Annotated in this window: 8 protein-coding genes, 2 tRNA genes and 1 pseudogene; 5 read left to right on the top strand and 6 right to left on the bottom strand. The window is 60.3% G+C overall.

From position 1 onward, the window contains the following. Positions 1-47 precede the first annotated feature (47 nt). Entirely contained in the window at positions 48-8,546 is an 8,499-nt protein-coding gene (locus tag AB1805_03625; GenBank protein ID MEW5744518.1) for a neuraminidase-like domain-containing protein, read from the top strand. Between the two features lie 55 nt (positions 8,547-8,601). Here the strand turns inward: AB1805_03625 and AB1805_03630 are convergent. The 3 genes from AB1805_03630 to AB1805_03640 form a co-directional block, all read right to left on the bottom strand. Continuing rightward, a tRNA-Glu gene (locus tag AB1805_03630) sits at positions 8,602-8,676 on the bottom strand. A gap of 56 nt (positions 8,677-8,732) precedes the next feature. Continuing rightward, a tRNA-Lys gene (locus AB1805_03635) sits at positions 8,733-8,805 on the bottom strand. Between the two features lie 305 nt (positions 8,806-9,110). Beyond that, positions 9,111-11,048: an aconitate hydratase gene (locus tag AB1805_03640; GenBank protein MEW5744519.1), complete on the bottom strand. Its 1,938-nt coding sequence runs from the start codon at positions 11,046-11,048 to the stop codon at positions 9,111-9,113. Positions 11,049-11,225: 177 nt separating this feature from the next. On the opposite strand from AB1805_03640, the gene lysA reads away from it, so the two are divergent. Genes lysA through AB1805_03660 form a run of 4 tightly spaced genes read left to right on the top strand, consistent with a single transcriptional unit; the run spans position 11,226 to position 14,936 of the window. After that, a complete protein-coding gene (gene lysA / locus AB1805_03645) occupies positions 11,226-12,479 on the top strand; it encodes a diaminopimelate decarboxylase (protein MEW5744520.1) in 1,254 nt (417 codons plus the stop codon). A 3-nt stretch (positions 12,480-12,482) separates the two neighbouring features. Beyond that, entirely contained in the window at positions 12,483-13,457 is a 975-nt protein-coding gene (dapF, locus tag AB1805_03650; GenBank protein MEW5744521.1) for a diaminopimelate epimerase, read from the top strand. A gap of 50 nt (positions 13,458-13,507) precedes the next feature. Beyond that, on the top strand, positions 13,508-14,383 hold the full coding sequence (gene dapA / locus AB1805_03655) for a 4-hydroxy-tetrahydrodipicolinate synthase (protein ID MEW5744522.1): 876 nt from the start codon (positions 13,508-13,510) through the stop codon (positions 14,381-14,383). Then, on the top strand, positions 14,364-14,936 hold the full coding sequence (locus tag AB1805_03660) for a TlpA disulfide reductase family protein (protein MEW5744523.1): 573 nt from the start codon (positions 14,364-14,366) through the stop codon (positions 14,934-14,936). Before dapA ends, AB1805_03660 begins: the two co-directional genes overlap by 20 nt. Positions 14,937-15,644: 708 nt before the next feature. Here AB1805_03660 and AB1805_03665 read toward each other — a convergent pair. The 3 genes and pseudogenes from AB1805_03665 to AB1805_03675 all read right to left on the bottom strand — a co-directional run bounded on the left by AB1805_03665 (position 15,645) and on the right by AB1805_03675 (position 18,233). After that, positions 15,645-16,688 (bottom strand): oligopeptide/dipeptide ABC transporter ATP-binding protein, encoded by a 1,044-nt coding sequence (locus AB1805_03665; GenBank protein ID MEW5744524.1) that lies wholly within the window; start codon positions 16,686-16,688, stop codon positions 15,645-15,647. Between the two features lie 38 nt (positions 16,689-16,726). Next, a complete protein-coding gene (locus AB1805_03670; protein ID MEW5744525.1) occupies positions 16,727-17,692 on the bottom strand; it encodes an ABC transporter ATP-binding protein in 966 nt (321 codons plus the stop codon). 244 nt (positions 17,693-17,936) lie between these two features. Next, positions 17,937-18,233: pseudogene (locus AB1805_03675) on the bottom strand (HU family DNA-binding protein). Between the last annotated feature and the right edge of the window lie 103 nt (positions 18,234-18,336).

An 18,336-nucleotide genomic window follows, 5' to 3' on the forward strand; every position in this document is an offset into this window, starting at 1 on the left:
GGCACCTTCAATACAAAGGAACTACTCGATACAGAGGGAGGAGAGTCATGGGAGACGCCGCATTCATCCTGAAGCCGGGCCTGTCGAACAAGCGGGTGGCCGAAGTCGCCGAATCGAGGAAAGAGGAGGCGAAGTATGTCGCCGCACGGCTTAATGAGCGGCTGAAGTCCGCTGTAGCCGAGGCGGTCGGGCCGGACAGGCCGGGCCTGGCGCGGCTGATCGAGACGGCATCCCTCGATTACCGGAAGGTCAAAGAGAGCGATCTCCATACGGTCATCAGGGAGAAGCTTCTGGCAGGCGCCGAACGGAACCCTGCCCTCAAGGCAGAGGCCGAGGAGGCCCTGAAGGCCCTCGAGACGGCGCCGTCGATCCCGATCGGCACGCTGCTCAATCTCGACAGCCCCCTGAAGGACCACCCCCTCCTCGCAGCTGACTACCGCAAGGAAAAGCTCCTCAGGTCAGCGGAGCTGCTGGGCCTGAAAGAGACCCAGGCAGCAAAGCTGGCGGCGAAGGACATTGTTCTCGAAGACCTCAACGATGCGATTATCGACAGCCTCGTTACTGAGAAGGTCATTACGGCGAAGCAGAAAAAGGAGCTGCAGCTCATATCCGACCTGAGCCGGCTCGGCGGCGAGAATTTCGAGCTCATCAATGCCCTCAAGGCAGGCGGCGCTTCGTCGGTTGAGGACTTTATCGCCTGGGAGAGTGCGGACTGGCTCACTCTCATCAAAGGCAAAAAGGTCACGATACCGGCGAACGAGGAGAGCGCCGGCTCCTATGCCGAAAACCTGCGGGAAGGCATTGAGCAGGCCTATCCCACGCCCTATTTCCTGAACCGCATCATCAAGAGCAGCTACGAAGCAGAACTGAAGACCCTGGACAACCTGGCGGTCCTGGAGCGGCTGAACCCGTCGCTCGGCCTGGGGACGCGCGCCCCGGAAGAGATGGAGTGGACCGGCATCGCCGCCGACGCCCGCGCGAAGCTGGAGCAGGAGCGGGAGCGGCTCGCCCGGTTCGCGAACACCTATCGCTATCTCGATATCCAGACGGTCGCCGACGACAGGAAGCTCACGGCAGCCCAGAGAAAGGAGATCATCGGGAAGCGCCTCGCCGCGCTCGATACCTTCTACAAGAACAACCCCGGCCTCGACCTTGAGGTGACTGACTTCCTCGATAAGCGGACGAAGCTGAACTGGGCAGGCATCGATGAGGCCGAGAGGCCGCGGGTCAAGAGGCAGATGATGGCCTTTCAGCGGACCATGGAGCTGGCCGGCGATGCCGCCTCCCGGCAGAAACTGCTCGGCACGGGGCTGGATGCGGCCGTCTCCGTTGCCGGCATGACCGAGGGTGACTTCCTGAAGCTGACCGGTCTTGCGCTGGAGAAGGGGCGGGAGGTCTACAAGAAGGCCCTCGGCATCTCCGATGCCACCGCCCACTTCATGGAGGCGTTCCGGGACGCCGAGTTCGGCCTCTTCCGCATGATGGGCGTGACAAACCAGGGCTCGCTCGTCAACGACCTGCGCGACCTCGAAGGGTACGAGGACCTCTTCGGGCGCCAGGACTTCTGCGACTGCGAGGACTGCCGGTCGGTCCTCGGGCCCGCGGCCTATTTCACCGACCTGATGTACTTCGTGCAGGAGCATGTCTCGAAAAAGGTCTTCCTCCCGGGCCATGCCCAGCATCCTCTCTATCTCAGGAACCGGCGGCCCGATCTCTGGAAGCTCCCCCTCACCTGCGCCAACACCACCACCGAGCTGCCCTATCTCACCGTGGTGAACGAGGTGCTCGAACAGTATCTCAAACAGGCTGCGGGAGCTGCCGACGCCTATGACCTGCTGCGGAATGCCGACGTCTCCTGCGCGCTGCCCTTCACCCTGCCCCTGGAGGAGCTGAGGACCTATCTGAAACATTTCGAACTGAGCCTCTTCGATATCTACCGGGCGCTCAAGGAGCCCGCGGCCAAACTGCGGCGCGAGAAGCTGCAGCTTTCGGAAGAGGAGCTTGCCCTTGTGAAGACGCCCGCTCCCGGCCAGGTGCGGCGGCGCTTCGGCAACAGGGCCCTCGACCGCTTTCCGGTAAAAGACTTCGTCAGGATGGCAGGCATACGCCGGGAGGAGCTGGACGATCTGCTGGGCATCGCCTTCCTCCCCGAAGTCGCCAAGGTCTCGGTTGCCCTTGAACAGCTCTCCAACGACATCCAGGATTACGACGAGGTCCTCAAGGACCTGACCGAGGCGCGCCTCGACCTGATCCACCGTTTCCTGAGGCTCTGGGAGAAGACGGGCTGGACCATTAAGGAGCTCGATCTCATTCTGAACGCCCTCAAGGCTGCGGGGCTGGCGCATACGCTCGAAAGCAACGATGCCGCCGGCTCACCCGAGATCCTGCGGGTTGCCGACACGGTCCTCATGCGCGAGGCCCTGGAGCTCAGTGCCGAAGAGCTTGCCAGCCTCGTATATCAGATTCCCGACAAGCCCTTCGGCGACAGCCGCACCAGCTTCTACGACCGTCTCTTCGACCGGGAGAAGATCTTCGGCGTCGCAGCGGTAGCGCCGGACGGGACCAGGACCTACAATCAGACGGCGGTTCTGCCCGCCGACAGGTCGCTCGACAAGATAACGACGCTGCTTCTGGCAGGCCTGGGGATCAGCGAGTCCGACCTAGGCACGCTCTTCAGCCTGCTGAATATCAATAGAGCAGTGGATGTGAACATCGACCGGGCGCTGCTGTCGCGGCTCTACCGGCAGGCCCGTATCGCCAAGGGTCTCGGCTGGACCATTGAAGAGTATGGTGCGGTGCTCCGGCTGGCGGGGAGCGGCGCTGAGGCCTCCTCGCCGGACGACGTCCTCAAGCTCGTCGCCTTCAGGGAGTGGCTCCAGCCCTCACCCTTCGGGGTGGCCGAATTGAAGCTGATCCTTCTCGGAGAAGAGAGCGCATCACTGCACTACCAGAACACCCGGGACTCACTGGCCGCGAAGGTGCTGGATATCCAGACCTCGGACCAAACGGACAAGAAGGGACTTCTTCTTATCTCCCTTCAGGAGCTTTTCACGCTCACTCCGGAGCAGCTGAAGAACGAGCTGCTGCCGGCCTTCTCCTCAGTCGACATCAACGGCGCCGGCATAGCGAAGGCGCTGAACGCCGCCTTCACCAACGGGAGGCCTGACACGCCCGCGGACCTCGACGCCCTCGTCACCATGGTGCGGGAGCTCGAACGGGTCCAGCTGCTCTTCAAGATGCTCGAATTCGACGCCTCGGCCATTACCTGGTTCATCGGCCACAAGGAGGTCTTCGGCATCGCCGACCTGAAGAGCCTGAACGTGACCCATCTGCGCGCCGCAGCCGCGTACAGGACGCTGGCGGCGCTGGACAGGGAGCGGGGGAGCGGCCTCAGGGCCGCGCTTGAAGATTATCAGGCAACCCACCACTTCTCCGCCGGTGCGGGAGACTTTCTTGCCGGCCTGCTGGGCCGGCCCCCGGCGCTGATCAAATCCGTCGCTGCAGCTCTTCCCTTGCCGGCCACCGCTCTCATGGCGTATCAACAGATCCTCGATCTGCTGCAGCTCTGCCGGAAGCTCGGCATCGAGGGGCCCTCGCTGGTCAAACTCAAGGCAACCGACTATGCGGGGTTGAAGGTGGCCCGCGACATCGCCCTCGGGGCCTTCGCCTCCAAGTACGCCGATGAGGGGGAGCGCAGGACCAAGCTCGAGCCCTACGGCGACCGGATCAACACGCTGAAGCGGGATGCGCTATGCGCGTATATCCTGGGCCGGAGCGACGCCTTCAAATTCAGGGACCGCTCGGACCTCTACGGCTTCTTTCTCCTCGATGTCGAGATGAGCGGCTGCTTCCGTACCTCCCGGCTGGTGGCGGCCATCGGCAGCCTGCAGCTCTATGTCCACCGCTGCCTCATCAATCTCGAACAGTCGGACCTCACGCTGAACCCGGCCATCCACAACCTCAAGGTCAATCCCACCCTGATCCCCGTCGGCGAGTGGGAATGGCGCAAGAACTATCGGGTGTGGGAGGCGAACCGGAAGGTCTTCCTCTACCCTGAACTGTATATCGATCCCGCCCTCCGGGACAACAAGACGCACCTCTTCAGGGAGCTCGAAGAGGAACTGCTCCAGGAGAAGATATCCCAGGAGAGCGCCGAGGCCGCCTACAAGAAGTATCTCGCCCAGTTCGCCGACCTGACGCGGCTCCGGTACGCCGGGGCCTGCTATCACAGCGTCTACGAGCCGACCACCGTCGATCTTTCCAAGGAAGGCCTCGTCATCAAGGCGGTCGCGGGGGCCGGTGAAACGAACGAAAGCTGTTATTACCTTTTTGCCCGGACCAACGTCCATCCTTACCAATACTACTACCGCACCTACAACCACTACAAGAAGGTGTGGGGCAACTGGGAGAAGCTCGACCTCGTCATCGAGGCCGCCGAGATCTCGGCCCTGTTCCACCGGGGCAGGCTCTCTCTCTATTGGACCGAGGTGACCCGCAAGGAGATGAGCAGCGTCAAGAACGGTAATGCCGAGGGCGACAGCGCCCTGTTCAAGGTCTACGTCAAGTATTCGTTCCTGAACGAGCACGGGAAGTGGAACGCTCCCCAGCGGCTCTACCTCGGCTTCACCCATGCCGAGGAACGGAAGATCTTCGAGCGGGTGCAGTACACGTATCCCTCCAACGAAAAGGAGCGGGACCGGAAGCACGACGCCGTGTTCGAGAGCTACGAACAGAAGGTGTTCCGGAAACCCTATGCGCTGCTGAGCGGCAGCACGGACCGGCCGGTGAGCCTGTTCCACATCTGGTCCCAGAACCGCGGGGTGCAGCAGGTCAGATACTGGACCGACGACTATACCTACGCGCACCCCTTGATCGAGATACGCGTCCCGGCAGCGGAGTTCATCGTGACCAACGATCAGTTCAACCTGACGAAACAGGTGACGTTCTCCATGAAGATCAACTTCGGCACCTGGACCTTTGCCGCCTCCTTCGCAGGCACCCTGATCCTTCAGAACGCATCGAGCTGTGTGCTCACTATGGAGAAAACAGTCGTGCAAGCGGGTACCATCTCTATCACCATCAATGAGTTCAGCCTGCCGGTGCCGGTGCATGCCGCGACCCTCCCGGTGCAGATCAAGGTGTCAAAAGCCGGCCTGTCGCTCGCCAGGAACGAAATCGACGGGGTGGCGCCGGCGGACCTCATGAATGCGACGGGCGACCTGACCGGCAGTGCGGTCTTCTTCCTGAAAAAGGAATACGACGTGGCTTTCAGCGAGAGCGGCTATTTCATCCGCTACGTCGAGGACGGAAGCGAAGACTTTACGGAGCGTGAACGGAAGCTGCAGCAGGCCGGCAGCGGGGAGGGCCTCCTCTCCATCGATACTGAAGGCTCTCTGGAGGCGGTGCCCCTGACAACGGTGCTTACCGACGAGCTGAGCTCGATACTCTTCGACGAGGGCGTAGAGAGTTTCCTCTCCCTGCGGACCCAGCTCCTGACCCTCCCCAGCGGGCAGCAGCTCGACTTCGACGGTCCCTACGGAGCGCACTATTGGGAGCTGTTCTTCCATATCCCGTTCCTCATCGCCCATCACCTCAACGCCAACCAGAAGTTCAAGGAGGCCAAGTGGTGGTACGAACGGATATTCAACCCCACCGGCGACGAGACGCCCGCCGATGCACGGCCCACGGACCACAACTGGCAGTTCCGCCGGTTCAGGGGACTGACCATCGAGAAGCTCAAGGCGGTCCTCACCGATGAGCAGGCCCTCGAGGCCTACCGGGAGGACCCCTTCAATCCCCACGCCATCGCCCGCTTGCGCCTTAACGCCTACCAGAAGGCCATCGTGATGAAGTACATCGATAACCTCATCGACTGGGGCGACCATCTCTTCGCCCAGGACACGCGCGAATCCATTAACGAGGCTGAGATGCTCTACCAGATGGCGGCAGATATCCTGGGCAGCAGACCGGTCAAACGGGGGGCCTGCAAGACCGCCCTTGAAAAGGACCTCACCTATGAACGTATCGCCCCCGGAATCGGGGCGGGGACGGAGTTCCTCATCACCCTCGAGAACGTTTACAGCAGGACAAAGAAGATCAAGGAAGTCGAGACAGGAGTGATCAAGCCGTCGAAGCGCCTGCGCTCGCTGCTCGGTGGAGAGGAGCCCACGACCCTGGCCGCCGTGGCCGAGGCTGTGGGCAGCGCGAAATACAGCGGGATGTTCGTTGCCGGCAACGCGCCTGCTGCTCCTGCGGCGAAGGATGACGGGAAGAAACGCAAGGTCACAAAGCACGAGTACAAGGTCAAGGCGAAGCAGCGGGCAAAGGAGAAGGTGAAGCGCTGGGCAGACGAGGAGAAGTTCAAGGATAAGATCAAGACCAAGCCTCCCAAACGGCGTCCGGGCTCGGAACTTGTCAAGCAGAGCGCGCTTGCCTTCTGCGTGCCCCAGAACAAGGAACTGCTGAAGTATTGGGACCGTGTCGAGGACCGGCTCTTCAAGATTCGCCACTGCATGAACATCAAAGGCATCAGGCGGAGCCTGTCCCTCTTCCAGCCGCCGATCGACCCCATGCTGCTCGTCAAGGCGCGGGCCGCCGGACTGAGCCTCGAAGATATCGGCGCCCTTCTGACTGCTGCCGGAGCGATTCCTCCGTACCGGTTCAGTTTCCTCGTCGAGAAGGCCAGGCTTGTTGCCCAGACGGTCCAGAGTTTCGGCTCGGCGCTTCTCAGCGCCCTCGAGAAAAAGGACAACGAGGAGCTTGTACTGCTCAAATCGGTCCATGAGCGGACCATCCTCAAGATGACCCGGGACATCAAGAAGCGGCAGCTCGCCGAGAGCCGGTACCAGCTCAAGGCTCTGGAGGAGAGCATCGCCAACGTTCAGCAGCGCGCCGATTACTATCAGGGGCTTATCGACGGCGGACTGATCGGATGGGAGACGACCCAGCAGATCGCGACCCATACGGCATCGGGACTCGAAACCGCTGCCGCGATCCAGAAACTCATTGGAGGGATCCTCTTTCTGATTCCGCAGCTGGGGAGTCCCTTCGCCATGAAGTACGGAGGGTCGGAGCTGGGCAACAGCGCCCAGGCCTTCGGCGAGATGATGCGGAGCACCGCCGCCATCGCCCACGCCGTCGCCGCCTCCGCCGGCCTCGAGGCGGGGTATCAGCGCCGCGAACAGGAGTGGAAGCAGCAGCTCAAGGTCGCCCAGGCGGAGCTCAGGCAGCTGGAGCAGCAGCGGCTGGCAGCTGAGGTGAGGACGCTGATCGCTGAACGGGACCTGGAGGTTCACGAAACGTCGATGGAGCAGGCCGCCGAGTTGCATGACTTCTACCGCGACAAATTCACGAGTCTCGGTCTGTACAACTACCTGGCGTCAACGCTGAACCGGCTCTACCGCCAGGCCTACGAGGCTGCCTACGACATGGCGAAACTGGCGGAGCGGGCCTGCCGGTTCGAGCTGGACGAAACGGAGACCTATATTGCCAACGACAACTGGCAGTACGACCGGGCGGGCCTCCTTGCCGGCGAGCGGCTGATGCTCCAGCTGCATAAGCTGGAACAGGCCTATATTGAGAAGAATGTCCGCATCCCCGAGATATCACAATCCTTTTCGCTTGCGCTGCTTGACCCCCTCGAACTGGTCAAGCTCCGGCAGACGGGCGCCTGCACCATACGGATCCCCGAGATCGCCTTCGAACTGCTCTACCCGGGCCACTACAAACGGCTGATCAAGTCGGTCAGGATAACGATCCCCTGTGTGGTCGGTCCCTACACCAACGTGAGCGCGCGGCTGACGCTGCTCAAAGGGGAGGTGGAACCCGACGACAAGGCCGCCCTGACGGAAGTGTCTGTGGGGAAAAACACCTCCATTGCCACGAGCGGCGGCCTCAACGACGCCGGCATGTTCGAGTTCTCATTCAGGGACGAGCGGTATCTGCCGTTCGAGGGCGGCGGCGCGATCAGCGAGTGGAGTCTGGAGCTGCCTTCCGCGATCAGGTCCTTCAACTACGATACGATTGCGGATGTGGTAATGCACATCAGCTATACGGCCCGCGAGGGCGACCGGACTGCCGCCGAAACCGCTCTGGCCGCGGCAGTGACGAATTACGCCGCGGCGAAGGGACTCTTCCGCCTCTTCAGCATGAAGCATGAGTTCCCCGCAGCTTTCAGCCAGCTTGTAGAGGGAGGGGCAGCGCAGAAGACCGAGGTCACTCTTGGGGCGCAGCACTTCCCGTACCTCTTCGGCGACAAGCCCCTGGCGCTCCTCCAGACAAAGATCTATCTGAAGCCGAAGAGGGGGAAGACGGTTGCAGCTCCGGCGGCGCTCAAGATGGGCACTGTTGCCGTAGCCTGGGATGCCGGGGAGGACATTGCGATGACCGGCAGCGCAGGGGAGAAAGATAAGCTGAAGGGCGGCGCCGTGGCGCTCCAGGGCTCTCCCCTGCAGAAGTGGAGTATCGACGCCGGCGACAACGGACTGGATAAAGACGCGGTGGAGGATATCCTGGTCCTCATGAAGTACAAGGTCACGGGCATCTAGCAGTCTGAAGAAAAATGAAAGGGGCTGCTTCCTCAGCAGCCCCTGATGTTGTGAGCGTCCCCATGGGGATTCGAACCCCAGTTACCGCCGTGAAAGGGCGATGTCCTAGGCCGGGCTAGACGATGGGGACATCTAAAAACCGTAACGCGTGCCACCCGCTACGCGCTACCGGTCACGATCGTACCATGAGCCGCGTTGGATTCGAACCAACGACCCACGCCTTAAAAGGGCGTTGCTCTACCAGCTGAGCTAGCGGCCCGGAACGCTGGGGCACGATACCCAGCGGAAAATTCGAATTAATAATTTACTATGCAGCATTGCTGTTTGTCAACAACATGATGCGTGAGGGAGAGGGGGCGGGGCATGGTACGCTCGACTCAACTGTACCCCAAAGATCATACGATCTTCGGGGACCCCGTTCTCGGTCGATGCGACCTCCGAGGAGGCTCGCCATTTATCAGATAAGGGGGACATCCTGTCCTCCTGCAAGCTCACCATCAAGCTCACCATACCGCTCGCATACCATTCCCCGCCCCCTCTCCGGTACTTATTTTATTATAGGACCTACGCGCTTTTCGTGTAGGGCAAAAGACCGCCTTTCAGGATGAGGGCCCTCTCCCGCTCATTGAGAGGCGCGGCAGCCTCGAACACGTATCCCCTGGTCACGTTCTCCACCCTGAGATTCCGGCCGTTCTCCAGGAGCTCCTTCACCTCTCTGATGACGAGACGGTCTCCTCTTTCAATCCTATCATAGTCTCCCTCAGTGGTGAACAGGAGCGGCAGGATACCGAAATTGATCAGGTTCGCCCGGTGGATGCGGGCGAAGGACTTCGCGATGACCGCCTGCAGCCCGAGGTACATGGGAGCGAGCGCAGCATGCTCGCGCGACGACCCCTGCCCGTAATTCTCGCCGCCGACGACGATGCCGCCGCCCCTCGCCTTCGCCTCCTGGGCACGGCTGCTGAAGGTCTTGTCGATATTCTCGAAGACGAACTCGGAGATGGCGGGGATATTGGACCTGAAGGGCAGCACTTTCGAGCCCGCGGGCATTATATCATCGGTCGTGACATTGCTGCCGAGCTTGAGAAGCACCTCGGCCTCGATCGTCTCCCTCAAGGGCTCTTTTACGGGCACCTCTTTGATATTAGGGCCCTTGATGATCGCTGCGCCGCCGGTCTCCGCAACGGGCGGGATGATGAGATTATCGCTGATCGTGAACTGCTTGGGCTCTTTGACCATCGGGATATCGATACCGGCATCCCGGGGATCGACGATCTCGCCGTTGAGCGCCATTACCGCGCAGGCGATGGGATTGGTCAGATAGACGAGGGCGTCTTTGGTGCCTGACCTCCCCTGGAAATTCCTGTTATACGACCGTATCGACACCTGTCCCGACCCCGGAGCGCCGCCCATGCCGATGCAGGGACCGCAGGACGATTCGAGCATCCGCGCGCCGGCGGCGATCATATCCGCCGTCAACCCCTCCCGCGAGAGCATTTCGTAGACCTGCTTCGAGCCGGGATTGATCAGGAGGTTTACCTCGGGGGGAACCGTCCTGCCTTTCAGGATGGCGGCCACGGTCTTCATCGCCTGGTACGACGAGTTGGTGCAGCTGCCGATGCAGACCTGGTGCACCTTCTTGCCGGCGATCTCGCGGATAGCCGCGACCTTATCGGGGCTGTGCGGCTGGGCGATCATCGGCTCGATGCTGTCCAGGTCGAGCACGATCACTTCATCGTACCGGGCGCCCTTGTCGGCTTTAAGCTCGATCCAGTCCTTTTCCCTCCCTTCGGACTTCAGAAAGGCGAGGGTCCGCTTGTCGCTGGGGAAGACGGAGGTCGTGGCGCCCAGTTCTGCACCCATATTGGTGATCGTGGCCCGCTCGGTGACGTTGAGGTCCGCTGCGCCGGGACCGCCGTACTCGATGATCTTGCCCACGCCCCCTTTCACCGTAAGCATTTTGAGGAGGGTGAGGATGACGTCCATCGCCGTTATGTGGGGCCGGGGGAGCTTCCCGGTCAGCTTCACCTGCACCACGTTGGGCATGGTGAGCTCGAAGGCGGCTCCTGCCATGACGGTCGCGGCCTCGAGGCCGCCGACGCCGATGGCGATCATGCCCATGCCGCCCCCGGTAGGCGTATGGCTGTCCGTTCCGAGCGCTATTTTCCCGGGGGCGGCGAAGCGTTCGAGATGGACCTGATGGCAGATGCCGTTGCCCGGCTTCGAGAAATAGGCGCCGAACTTCCGGGCAGCGGTCTGGAGAAAGAGGTGGTCGTCGGCATTCATGAAGTTGGACTGGAGCATATTGTGGTCGACATAGGAGACCGCCAGGGGAACCCTGACCCGGTCTATGCCTATGGCCTCGAACTCCAGCCAGGTCATGGTGCCGGTGGCATCCTGGGTATAGACCTGGTCTACCCGCAGCCCGATCGGACTGCCCGGGGTGAGGTCTCCGTGAACCCTGTGCGAATCGAAGATCTTCTGAACAATATTCTTTCCCATCGGTATCCTCTTTCCCGGAAATCGGAACAGGACAAAAAGCGCCTTTTATGCTGAAAGTTTACTCCCGACTCCCGAATTCCGTGTATTTATGCGTATTTTCTTTGACTTTAACCAGACTATTATGGTAAAAAAACAGATAAAAAATCAAACAAGTAAGGGCCAGGAAAAGAGGAGCATATGCATCTATTCAACTACAGAAACGGTGAGCTGTATGCTGAAGATGTGCCGGTGCGTGAGATCGCGGCAAAGGTGGGAACTCCTGTTTTTATCTATAGTTACAACACGTTACTGCGGCACTTCAAGGCGTATCAGGATGCATTCAGCAGCTTCCCCCACCTGATCTGTTATGCCCTCAAGGCGAACTCCAATGCGGCCGTAATCAAGCTCTTCGCCAAGCTCGGCAGCGGCGCCGATGTGGTCTCCGGGGGGGAGTTGTTCCGGGCGTTGAAGGGCGGAATCCCTGCCAAAAGAATCGTTTATGCCGGCGTGGGAAAGACAGAAGAGGAGATCCGGCTGGCCCTGAAGAATAAAATCCTGATGTTCAATGTCGAGTCCGAGCACGAGCTCAGGGAGATAGACCGGATTGCGGGCAAGCTGAAGGCAAAGGCGCCGATCGCCCTGCGGGTCAATCCGGATATCGATCCCATGACGCACCCCTATATATCGACGGGACTCAAGAAGCATAAGTTCGGGATCCCCATAGAGAATGCCCTCGAGTTCTATAAGCTCGCCCATAGCCTCAAGAATGTGGCGATCGTGGGTATCCACAAACATATCGGCTCCCAGCTGACCAAGGTGGCGCCCTTTGTCGACGCGGTGAAGCGTCTCCTGCTCCTCATCGACGATCTCGCGAAGCAGGGCATCCCCATCAGCTATCTCAATATCGGCGGAGGGCTCGGCATCACCTACTACGACGAGACGCCGCCCATTCCCTCCCAGCTCGCGAAGAGCGTGCTCCCGCTGCTCAAGGGAAGAAATGTGACCCTCATTGTCGAACCGGGCAGGTCGATCGTCGGCAATGCCGGCATTCTCGTCATCAAGGTGCTTTATACCAAGAAAGGGGATGACAAGGACTTCGTCATCGTCGATGCAGGGATGAACGACCTCATCAGGCCCTCTATCTACGGCGCGTACCACCACATCCAGCCGGTGCTGAAGAACCGCAAGGACAAGGTTTTCGGCGATATCGTCGGCCCCATCTGCGAGTCAGGTGATTTCCTCGCAAAGGACCGGGAGCTCCAGCGTGTCGAGCCGGGAGAATATCTCGCGGTGATGAGCGCAGGGGCGTACGGCTACTCCATGGCCTCGAACTACAACAGCCGCCCGCGGGCCGAAGAGGTATTGGTCAAAGGAAAGAAGTATGCTACCATTAGGAAAAGAGAGACCTATAGTGACCTTATCCGGGGAGAGGCCGTACCCAAGCTTATTTAAACTATGGAACTCACCTTCACCAAGATGCACGGGATCGGCAATGACTTCATTGTCATCGATGCCCGGGATATCGACCTCGCGGGCCGCTTCGATAGGGGAGAGCTCGCTCGCACGCTCTGCAGCCGCCGTTTCGGGGTAGGCGCTGACCAGGTCCTGCTCCTGCTCGACTCAGGCGTCGCCGATTTCACGATGAAGATCTACAATGCCGACGGTAGCGAGGTCGAGATGTGCGGCAACGGCATCCGGTGCCTCGCGAAGTACGTATGGGACAGGGGACTCTCGACCAAGGATACGCTCGAGATCGATACCCTCGCCGGCGTCATCCGGCCTGAACGGGCGGGCAATCTCGTCAGGGTGGACATGGGGGAGCCGGTGTTCGATGCCGAGCGGATCCCGGTGAACCTCGAGTCCGCCTCTCCCATCGTCGATTATCCGCTCCGCATTAACGACCGGGAGTTCAAGGTTACCTGCGTCTCTATGGGGAATCCCCATGCTGTCGTCTTCATGGAGGAGGATATCGCGGATTTCCCGGTCGCGCTGTACGGTCCGATCATAGAGACGCACACGCTCTTCCCCAACAAGACCAATGTCGAGTTCGTCACTGTCGGCAGCAGGAAGGACCTGACCATGCGGGTGTGGGAGCGGGGCTCCGGTGAGACCATGGCCTGCGGAACAGGAGCATCGGCGGTCGGCGTGGCCGCAATGCTGAAGGGCCTGACAGAACGAACGGTCACCGTACATCTTCTCGGCGGCGATCTCGTGATCGAGTGGCCCCAGAACGGCCATGTTTATATGACCGGTCCTGCCGAGGAGGTCTTCGAGGGCAGGATCGCGAGCATCGCCGGAAGAGGGCAGAACAGCAGGGACCTCCGCGCGAGACATGCTGCCCCGAACCGGGATTCCGTAACAAGGGCGAACCCAGAAGCGCCGCAATCAGCGGGAGCACCAGGGCTGAGAGCAGGCGCCGGGCAGGACTGATCTTTAATATAACCATGGTTTTTGATTCCTATTTCGACGGGGAGGAAGCGATGTTCAAAGGTTCCATTGTCGCGATTGTTACACCGTTCAAGAACGGGAAGTTTGACGAGAAGGCGTATGGCGATCTGATCGAGTGGCATATTGCCCAGGGCACCCACGGGATTGTCCCCTGCGGCACCACGGGAGAGGCCTCGACCCTCGGCTTTGAAGAGCATTACCGCGTTATCGAGGTCGCGGTGAAGGCGGCGAACAAGCGGATCCCGGTCATCGCCGGCACCGGCGCCAACGCCACGGACGAGGCGATAGAGCTTACCCAGAAGGCGAAGAAGCTCGGCGCCGACGGCGCCCTCATGGTGACGCCCTACTACAACAAGCCGACCCAGGAAGGGCTCTACCGTCACTACAAGGCGGTTGCCGACAAGGTGAAACTCCCCATCGTGCTGTACAACGTCCCGGGCAGGACCGCTGTCAACATGCTCCCTCCGACGGTCGCCCGCCTGATGGAGTGCAAGAACATCGTCGCGATCAAAGAGGCGACGGGCGATATGAAGCAGGTGAGCGAGGTGATACGGCTCTGCGGCGACCGCATCGCCGTCATCTCGGGCGACGACTTCACCACGCTGCCGCTCCTTGCGCTCGGCGGCAAGGGCGTCATCTCGGTCTCGGCCAACGTGGCGCCGAAGGATGTTGCTGAGATGTGCAACGCCTGGGAGCGCGGAGATATCGCAAAGGCGCGGGAGCTGCACTACAAGCTCGAGCCGCTGAATGCCGCCATGTTCATCGAGACCAACCCCATCCCGGTGAAGACCGCCCTCGCGATGATGGGAAAGATAAAGGAAGAGTTCAGGATGCCGCTCTGCGAAATGTCCGCTGCCAACAGGGACAAGCTCAGAGGGGTGCTGAAGAGTGCGAAGCTCGTTAAATAGAAGTCAGGAGTCGGGAGCCGGGGGCCGGAAGAAAGCAGGGTTTGCCGCAGCGTGTGTTCTGAGCGCTGTCTTCTGGCTCCTGGCTCCTGCGGTGGTTGCCGCTCCTCCCGACCCCTTCGATATCGACAAGCTTATCGGCAAACAGGCGCCGGAGTTCACCCTGAAGGATATGGGCGGTATCCCGGTATCGCTCTCCTCGATGAAGGGCAGTGTCGTCCTGCTCAACTTCTGGGCCACCTGGTGCCCGCCCTGCAGGGCGGAGATTCCCTCTATGAACAAGCTCGGTGATAGACTGAAAGGGAAGAAGTTCGTCATCCTCGGGGTGACCACCGACAGGGACGCATCCTCGGTGAGGACGTTCATGAAGCGGCAGCCGATACACTTCCCGGTGCTGCTGGACACCAAGCTCAGGGTCTCGAAGGAGACCTACAAGGTTTCTACCGTGCCTATGACGTTCCTCATCGACAAGCGGGGCGTCATCATCGATACCTTCTTCGGCGAGCACGACTGGACCGACCCCGACATCATCAAGCAGATCGAAGCCCTCCTCTGAACCTCCTCTCCGTCTGAAACGTATTACTGATGCGTTATCATGACAGGTCAACCGGGGGGATTCTTTTTTCATCAAGAGTGCCTGAGTTCTCCAGGGCGCAGGTTGCGCCCTGCGCCCCCACCTTTGCTCTTGAGAAAATGCGTATATTCCGTTGCCCCTCTGCAGAAGGGAAAAACGTCTAATCACTCTTGATGAAAAAAGAATCCCCCCGGTTGACCTCGGCGCTATGAGGGGGCGGGAGGGTTTCACTTTTTTGCGGAATTATTCTTCGTTGGTCCCACTGTAAGCGGTGTTGTGCTCGATCTGCGCAGATGCACCCGCAACGGTGGTTCGCCCCAAAGGCTTCGCCTTTATGGGCTGCACCAGAGCCAGGAATTCCGCAAAAAAGTGAAACCCTCCCGCCCCTTCTCGCATGCTCATCGGCAGATTCTCCGGGAAGACTCCGGCAGGTGCTGGTAAGGAAGAGAGAAAACCGGGGGAGTCCCGCTCTCGGGGGGAGAGGCAGCAGGGAACTCCCCCGTAACCCCTTAAGTTGCCTTAAAGGGTTGTCTCGTAAGCCCTGCCCCGCATGAGGCAGCGGCATCGGTGATCGCCAGGGGAACGTGGTCCTTCACAAGAACCACTAAGAGTATCATTTTACACTTTTCCGTAAATTTTTGCACGACAACATACCGGCAACCCTTCCCGCACGCCAGGAGCATCCTTCCACTAACGCGCCTGATGGCAGGCGATATCCCTGTCGCCGCTTCGCCTCAGCTCGGGAGACAGCGTGCCGCAGAGGTCGATCCGCTGCGGGCATCGCGGGTGGAAGGGACAGCCGGAGGAAATCGCGATCGGACCCGGGACATCAGTCGTACCCTGTCCCTTTCCCTGGATGCTCTCCCTTCGTTCGGCCCATTCTCCTTTTATCCTGAGCTTGGGCGCCGAGGAGAGGAGCAGCTGTGTATAAGGATGTTCCGGCGACCTGAAGAGATCCTCGGTCTTTGCCCGCTCCACTATCTTCCCGAGGTACATGACCGCGACCTCGTCGCTGAAGTAGCGGACGACCCTCAGATCGTGGCTGATGAAGATGAAGGATATGGCGGACTCCCTCCGTATATCCTGGAACAGGTTCAGGATCTGCGCCTGAATCGAGACATCGAGCGCCGAGAGGGGCTCGTCGGCAATGATCAGCTCCGGCGAGAGTGTCAGGGCCCGCGCAATGCAGATGCGCTGACGCTGGCCGCCGCTGAATTCGTGGGGATACCGGTTTGCGGCATCCCTCGTAAGCCCTACCTTTTCGAGGAGCGTAGCAACCCTCTCCCTTATTTCGCCCCTGGGGGCGACCCGGTGGATGCTCAGGGGTTCGGAGAGCGTATCGACGATCCTCATCCTCGGGTTGAGGGAGGCGAAGGGGTCCTGGAAGACGATCTGGACAGAACGCCGGAAGCGTTTCAGCGCCTCTCCCCTGAGGGACGTTATATCATGCCCCTTGAAGAAGATACTCCCCCCGGTAAGGGGCAGCAGCTTCAGCACGAGCCGGGCTACCGTCGACTTGCCGCAGCCGCTCTCTCCGACGACCGCAAAGACGCTGTCCTTTCTTACTTCGAAGCTGACGTCATCGACAGCGCGCAGCACTCCCTCTTTCCGGCCGAAAGCGCCCTTGACCGGAAAGTACTTCTTGATCCCCTCGACCTGCAGAAGGGTATCCGGCGAGCCGGAGAACCGGTGATCAGGGAGGACCTGCGCTGTCCTGTCGGCCTGGTTATTCATTTGAAAGCCTCATCGGGTACCTGTCGTTATTCTCCTCTTCACCGGCGTATCTCATTCCACCGTATGCAGCGCACATAGTGCCGGGGTTCCGCCTCGACCAGCTCGGGTTCCGCTCTCCTGCAGGCGTCCTGCGCAGCGAAACAGCGGTCCGAAAACTTGCAGCCCTCGGGCAGGCGGTCGGGGGTTGGGACAAAACCGGTGATCGGCTTCAGCACCGTCCCCTTCGAGACCGGCAACGACTCCAGGAGCCCTATCGTGTAGGGGTGGAGCGGGTTCCGGAAGAGATCGTCGACCCGGGCGAGCTCCATGATCCGCCCCGCGTACATGATAGCGACCCGGTCCGCCTGCTCGGAAATGATGCTCAGGTCATGGGTGATGAGCAGGACTCCCATCTGCCGCTCCTGCCGCAGCCCCTGGAGCAGCTCGAGGATCTGCGCCTGAATGGTCACGTCGAGCGCGGTCGTCGGCTCATCGGCGATCAGGAGCGAGGGGTTGCAGGCGATCGCGATGGCGATCATCACCCGCTGCCGCATGCCTCCCGACATCTGGTGCGGATAATCCTTCACCCGCAGCTCCGGCGAAGGGATCTTCACGGCCCGCAGCAGCTCCACCGCCCTGTTCATTGCCTCTCTTTTCGAAAGCGCCTCATGGGTCATCAGCGTCTCGGCGATCTGGTATCCCACGGTCAGCACCGGATTGAGCGAGGTCATCGGCTCCTGGAAGATCATCGAGATATCCCTGCCCCGGATGCCGCGCATCTCTTCCTCATCGAGGCCGAGGAGATTCCGGCCGTTGAAGAGGACCTCTCCCTCGGTGAAGGCATTGGGCGGCAGGATGCGCAGAATAGAGAGAGCGGTGAGGCTCTTGCCGCAGCCGCTTTCACCGACGAGGCCGAAGACTTCAGCTTTATTCAGGTCCAAGGAGAGGTCGGAGACTACCCGCACAAGCCCTTTATCTGTCCTGAAGAGCACGGACAGATCGGCTATACACAGAAAAGAGGACATAGTAAGCATCATAAGTCTTTATGCAAAACGTTGTCAATATCGGCGCTGCGCGATGCGGTCACGCGTGCATCCTAAGACTCACCGCAGACGCAGAAGGGCAATGGGCGGCTCTGCAGATGAAGAGACGAGGGGCGGGGTCGTTCGTGTCGTCTGTTTCTACGTATCCTTACTGCCTTCCTTGAGCCCCTCGCCCGGTGATCCCGAAGGGAGGGCGCTCCTACCATCCCCGTCAAGCCACACCGGTCTATTTTTCGACCATCTCCTTGTTGAGCGCATCATGGAACGGTTTGCCGACCTTAAAGTGCAGGACCCGCTTGGCCGGCACCTCGACCTTTTCGCCGGTCCGGGGATTGCGCGCCGTCTTTGCGTTCCTCTGCTTGATCCTGAAGTTCCCGAATCCCCGGATCTCGATCTTCTCTCCCCTGGCAAGGGCGTCCTTCATGCCGTCGAAGATGGTGTTGATAATGGTCTCGACCTGCTTTTTCGTGAGACCATCCACTTTTTCCGTCACCTTTTCTATCAAGACCGATTTTGTCATAGTCGCCTCCTCAAAGTAGTGTCAATCGTTATAGCGTTATAGCGTCCATGGAATCATCGCACGCCGGGCCGCTCTCTTTGTTCCGTTCGGCCTTTTGGCTCTTCTG

The sequence above is a fragment of the Nitrospirota bacterium genome (assembly GCA_040752355.1).
Classification (GTDB): Bacteria; Nitrospirota; Thermodesulfovibrionia; order Thermodesulfovibrionales; family Dissulfurispiraceae; genus JBFMCP01.

Bases quoted from the DNA above. Each gene is read 5' to 3' on its own strand.
- dapA (MEW5744522.1), top strand. From the start codon at position 13,508: ATGTTCAAAGGTTCCATTGTCGCGATTGTTACACCGTTCAAGAACGGG.
- AB1805_03670 (MEW5744525.1), bottom strand. From the start codon at position 17,692: ATGTCCTCTTTTCTGTGTATAGCCGATCTGTCCGTGCTCTTCAGGACA.
- dapF (MEW5744521.1), top strand. From the start codon at position 12,483: ATGGAACTCACCTTCACCAAGATGCACGGGATCGGCAATGACTTCATT.
- AB1805_03640 (MEW5744519.1), bottom strand. From the start codon at position 11,048: ATGGGAAAGAATATTGTTCAGAAGATCTTCGATTCGCACAGGGTTCAC.
- AB1805_03665 (MEW5744524.1), bottom strand. From the start codon at position 16,688: ATGAATAACCAGGCCGACAGGACAGCGCAGGTCCTCCCTGATCACCGG.
- AB1805_03625 (MEW5744518.1), top strand. From the start codon at position 48: ATGGGAGACGCCGCATTCATCCTGAAGCCGGGCCTGTCGAACAAGCGG.
- lysA (MEW5744520.1), top strand. From the start codon at position 11,226: ATGCATCTATTCAACTACAGAAACGGTGAGCTGTATGCTGAAGATGTG.